Origin of the sequence: Lacticaseibacillus manihotivorans DSM 13343 = JCM 12514 (genome assembly GCF_001435035.1) — a bacterium.
GTDB lineage: Bacteria > Bacillota > Bacilli > Lactobacillales > Lactobacillaceae > Lacticaseibacillus > Lacticaseibacillus manihotivorans.
Map to the genome: position 1 here is coordinate 1 of NZ_AZEU01000173.1, position 5,609 is coordinate 5,609.

Here is a 5,609-nt window from a genome sequence, read left to right on the forward strand (position 1 = left end):
GGTACAACGCAAGTGATGCCAAGGAATCAGTCTGGATTCAAGCTTTCATGTTTTAGTTTTTAAAGCAAATACCCCTCGAATCGCTTTTCCAAACGATTCAAGGGGTATTTTCATGGCTTAAACCAGCTTGCCGCTAGCCATCAACTTGGCCACATCAGGTTGGACATGACCATATTTCTTAACGGTGCCTTCCCAGTCGATGAAGTACATCTTGTACCACAACAAGAAGGTGTAAAGCACCCAGATCTGGCGGCGACCATCGATTTTTTCATCGAAGTTGTCTTGCAGCAGTTGCAAGATCTTCTTTTGATCGAATAAGTCTGCGACCCAATCTTCTTCAAACAAAGCGCGCACGCGATCGCAATACTTGGCTTCGCGCAACCAAGTCTTCACTGGCACTGGGAAGCCCAGCTTTGGCCGGTTGGCAAAGTCTGCTGGCAAATGCTTTTCAGCGGCTTTGCGGAAGACCCACTTGGAGCCATTCGGGTTGAGCAACATGTGACTTGGAATCGAGTTAGCCAGTTCGGCAACTTTGCGGTCCAAGAATGGCACCCGCAGCTCCAAAGAATGCGCCATGGAGATCTTGTCGGCTTTTTGCAAAATGTCGTTGAGCATGAAGTGATGCAAATCGATATATTGCATTTGCTTGAGTTCTTCAGCGGTTTCAACTTTGGCGAAATCCTTTTGGTAAATGCCGTTGACCGTCAAGTTGTTCTTAAATTCAGATTGCAACACACCGTTGGCTTGGTCGCTGGTGAAAATAGTTGGTTGTGCAGGGTCATAAATGAACGCTTCGCCCACATAATATTCAGAAGGCTTGGCGGTCCAAGTGTACAAGTGCACCTTACCAGGAAAGGCTGGTAAATGCTTGATGCCGCGACCTAAGGAGTAACGCACGCCGCGCGGTAGTTTGTGCAAGGAGTTGGCAAACACGCGGATCACTTGTTTTTTAGTGTGCATGCCGTAGTTGACATAACCGCCAAATAATTCGTCGGCGCCTTCACCTGACAAGGCCACCGTGACTTTCTTGCGGGCTAAGCGGCACAAGTACCACAATGGAATGACAGACGGGTTGGCATCTGGTTCATCCATATGGTATTGCATTTCGGCAAAATCATTGAAGGCTTCATCACCATCAACAGTTTCCACGTTGAAATTCAAGCCGTTTTCTTCGGCTAAGCCACGCGCCACGCTGGCTTCATCAAAAGGCCCGTTGTCGAAGTTCACGGAGAACACTTCATGTGGCTTCAATACTGTGGTGACGTAGCTGGAGTCGACCCCTTCTGATAAGAAGGAACCCACTGGTACATCAGCGACGTTGTGCAACTTGATGGAATCGACCACTTCTTTGTCGATGGCATCGATGGTTTCCGCTTCTGTACGGTTTTCGTTCAAATCGTACTTGGCATCCCAATATTCGTGCATATCGAGCTTTTGGTCTTTGAATTCAAACCAGTGACCGGCTGGGAAACGGTAGACGTTCTTGAAAAAGGTTTCATCAAGATCATTATATTGGTTCATTAAATAAGGCTTGAGGGCCTTTTTATTAAGTTCTTTTTTGAAGTTTGGGTGCTTCAAGAAGGCTTTGATTTCAGAGCCGACGATGAAGGTGTCCCCATTTTGATAGTAGTAAAGGGGTTTGATGCCGAAGAAGTCGCGGGCACCAAACAAGGCTTTTTTGTTTTCATCATAGATCAAGTACGCAAACATGCCGCGCACGCGATCCAACGTCCCAGCCATGCCCCATTCTTCATAACCATGCAGCAAGACTTCAGTGTCCGCTTTGGTTTTGAAAATGTGACCGGCTGCGATCAATTCTTCACGTAATGCTTGGAAGTTATAAATTTCGCCGTTGAAGGTGATCACGATGGTACCATCTTCGTTATAAATCGGCTGACCGCCACCACCAAGGTCGATGATACTCAGCCGGCAGAAGCCTAGCGCGACTTCATCATTGATATAATGCCCGCCGCCTTCAAGGTTTGGCCCGCGATGGCGGATCATTTCCATCATCGCTTCAATGGTGTCTTCCTTATCCAGCACCGTTGGGTCGTCAAACGCAATAATTCCACACATGGGTAGTTTTCTCCTCCAGCTTTTCAACTATAGACTGTACCAAGATTAAGGAAAACTTCCATTGGTGTCAAGCAAATGGCGAAGGCTTTACTCAAATACAACAAGCTTGATGTTAAGATCGAGTTAATTAGCAAATTCAAGTCTGCAAACCAGGAGCTCCTTACTCATACAAAGATAACCAGGGGCCCTTTGAATATTTCTGCTATCTGTCAACAGGAACTATCCGCGTTTTATTGCCTTTAATCAAAAACGTCTGCCGTTGCCCTGCTTGCCGGGGCGGCAGACGTCTCATTAATTAGCGTTTTTCTCTAACTTTGTTCACGAAACGTCCTGCTCCGTATAATCCAGTGAGAAAAGTGACCAGTTGTATGCACTGATCCACGCTAATATCTAGTGTCACATGAATGATGGGCGTCCCCGCTGGCCTGATAACCCAGCATACGTCTTTTGCCTTTAAGCTAATCGGCTTGGAGGCTTTTTTGTGCGCAATTTTCAATTTATACAAAAAAGCACCGGCATTTGCCGATGCTTTCCTAATCTGGATCCGACGCGATTCGAACGCGCGACCTCTGCCATGCGAAGGCAGCGCTCTCCCAACTGAGCTACGGACCCAAAACACAAAATATATTGTATCATGTTAGTTCATTTTGTAAAGGGCTTCCATCTGCGAAATAATTTCTAAAGGAACACATTTGCCACGCAGCGTCGCGATTTTCAAAGCAACGCACCAACAATAGCTTGCATACAACACCGGGCTATAGACCAAGCCCACCGCCGCATGCAGGCTATCTCGGTGCTAAGCCCGCTTTTAAATGCTCTAGCATACAAAAAAGGCCGCCAAGCTGGCGACCTCTGGGGTAAGGGTGTTGCCGGTTGGGAAGCCGACAACATTTTCACTTTGGAGGGGTGAATTTGAGATGGCATTCAAGCCCTCCATATCAACGTTTTAAGATGGTGCACTACCGAGGTGGCACATAAATGGCACAACCCGGTTTTTAACGTTCTTTAGCTGTCACCTAAGCGACTGCTTCTTCCTTCACTTTCGGCTTGTAGGTCACTAGACCGTTGAGTCGTTGCGCCATTTCAGTATTGCTGTTCGGGTAGAGATGTCCATACACACCAAGCGTGGTCTGAACATCTGTATGACCCAAACGATCTTTAATCATCAACGGATTTTCTTTTAAGCTGATGAGCAAAGCTGCATGAGAGTGACGGAACCCATGAAGGGTAATAGCTTTGAGTTTCAATTCGTCGGTGTGGTCTTTCATCGGCTTATCCAACTTACCTCGTCCAATCGGCACACCATCTTGTGAAATCACGAAGTCGGAACTGACATGATCCTTCTGGCGCGCGTGCCATTCTTTGAGGTATTGAAGTGTAGTTGTGTCCAACGTAATCACACGCCGACTAGCTACCGTCTTAGGATCAGATAAATCGTAGTCGAACACTGATCGAAAATGCAACGTTCGCTCAACTTGAAGCGTTCCTTGCTCAAAGTCGATGTCGTCCCAGAACAGCCCAGTCGCTTCACCTAGCCGTAAGCCAGTGAAGAACATCAACCAATAGCTGATAAATAAGAAGTGTTGTTGATAGTCCGTGATGTCAAACGAGCTAATAAACGTTTCAAATTCCTGCAACGTCCAGAATGAAATCTGCTTCTTAATTTTTCGTACATTGCCGACGACCTTAGCCGGATTCTCTTTAGCATAGCCCATAATTACGGCTTGTTTAAAAATCTGCGATAGTAAGCAGTGATTTATTCGAGTGTAAGCATTGCTGGCGCGGGCATTCAACTCGTTCTGCCATTTCATCACATCAACCGAAGTAATCTTACTAACGAGCATGTCGTCAAAGTAGTTCAGGTTGAGTTTGCGACAATACTCTCGTGTCCGGAAAGTGTAATCCTTTACACGTCCTTTGTACCACGGCAAGAACAACGTATCCACAAATTCGCTGAATTGAATTTCTTTGAGGTTCGTCTCGTCTGGTGTTGCGCCAGCCGCCATAACTGTGTTGTATTCTTCACGAGCCTCTTTCTTGGTTCGGAAGCCACTACGACGAATTTGGACACGTTTGCCAGTCTTTTCGTTAAAGCCGACATTGGCTCGAAAATACCAAGTTTTATCGGTAGAACTTTGTTTAATTGGATCTGCAAGTTTAGGCATATTCGTTACTCCTCATTGCAGATGACCAACAAATGAGCCTGAATCTAACTCAATCCCTAGTATCTCCTCAACAGTAGTAATTGGAACTCTACCGAGCCGTTTTGACTTATAGTAAGGGTGTCCGCTTTTCACCAAAAGTAGTTTGGCTTGACGGATAATATCCTTCGAGAACGAAGGCCCATAGCCGAGCGCCATCAGCTCATGCTTGGTCAAAGTCGGGGTTACGATGCGGGTCATTGTGCCTCCTTCCCTAATAGTAGCTGGGTACTTCCAACTACAATTATACCTCCAGCAGATACATACGAATATACTGACACGTATACTTGTACGACTAGTGTTAAAATTCATGACAGGAAATTATCACTTCTAGCTCTACTTACGTTATGGCCTGTAAGTGGAGCGCTAATTCACCTCCAATTAACGATTTATAGCGGCGTTGTTCAGCCCGGTCCCGACCGGCTAACTGATCCACAGTGGGTCAGTTCTCCCGTTACGTGGGAGTGACGTGCAAGTATCTGGCCTTGGTGTTCGCTCACTCTGCGAGGTCATGGCGACGGCCGTTGTTACTGAACAACGCTATTCAATTGTCAAAGGACATCAGCGGTAACTAAAAACCCGCTTCGTTATATACAGACAACGAAAACTGGTAGAAATGAAAGAGGTTGGCGAAAAAAGTTTATATTTTTTTCTGACCAAGATTTTGTGAGCGCTGTGCCAGGTGCTTCTGAACATCAAAATGCTTAGTAATGTAGATCAGTTTGATTTGAAGTTCTTGCTTCAGGTCTGGGTCAATTCGCCGTTGCCCGTACTTGGCCTCGTAGTCAATATCCCTATCAAATAATTCGAGCATAAGCGAAACCGCGTCGTCGTTGTCCTCCTGAACCGCTAAAATAATCGGTACAAGAGTATCGATCTCTGTATAATGCATTGAATACTCCTCCGCATCCATTATAAATTTTTGTATACCGTTCGAAGTCGGTTCAGTGCTCGTTGCCGACGATAATTCACTCCCTGGCTGGTTCTGTTGCAACGCCCGCCTATTTCAGCATCTGTCAGCTCATTATAGTAATATTGATACAGCACAATCTTATCTGGCATAGAAAGCGTTGCAACCGACATGGCAAGACGTTCGTTTTCAATGAAATTTTCCAGCTTACTGACTTCTTTTGGAGTTAGATTGGGCTCTTCAAGAGGTTGTGGGTCTTCAATTTCTTCAATCAGCCAATCTTCCAGCAGTGTTTCTTTGATTCGATGGCTCTTGACCTTGTGACGATTGATCCGTTCGTTCTTCAGTGATTGTCGTACATAATTGATCCTGGATTATTCACCTCGGTATTTGGGACATGAAATCGCATCTGGCCGGTCTGA

Annotated in this window: 4 protein-coding genes and 1 tRNA gene; all 5 read right to left on the reverse strand. The window is 45.9% G+C overall.

Annotated elements, in window-relative coordinates; translation table 11 throughout:
* Positions 1-117 precede the first annotated feature (117 nt).
* The 5 genes from asnB to FD01_RS09755 all read right to left on the reverse strand — a co-directional run bounded on the left by asnB (position 118) and on the right by FD01_RS09755 (position 5,169).
* Positions 118-2,076, reverse strand: coding sequence for an asparagine synthase (glutamine-hydrolyzing) (gene asnB, locus FD01_RS09735; protein ID WP_054719403.1), 1,959 nt, complete (start codon positions 2,074-2,076; stop codon positions 118-120).
* Between the two features lie 539 nt (positions 2,077-2,615).
* Positions 2,616-2,688, reverse strand: a tRNA-Ala gene (locus FD01_RS09740).
* 404 nt (positions 2,689-3,092) lie between these two features.
* The gene (locus FD01_RS09745; protein ID WP_054719400.1) at positions 3,093-4,241 is read right to left on the reverse strand and encodes a site-specific integrase; all 1,149 of its coding nucleotides are present in this window, start codon (positions 4,239-4,241) and stop codon (positions 3,093-3,095) included.
* A 12-nt stretch (positions 4,242-4,253) separates the two neighbouring features.
* A complete protein-coding gene (locus FD01_RS09750; protein ID WP_054719397.1) occupies positions 4,254-4,478 on the reverse strand; it encodes a DUF3173 domain-containing protein in 225 nt (74 codons plus the stop codon).
* 439 nt (positions 4,479-4,917) lie between these two features.
* Positions 4,918-5,169 (reverse strand): helix-turn-helix domain-containing protein, encoded by a 252-nt coding sequence (locus FD01_RS09755; protein ID WP_056963983.1) that lies wholly within the window; start codon positions 5,167-5,169, stop codon positions 4,918-4,920.
* Positions 5,170-5,609: the final 440 nt, after the last annotated feature.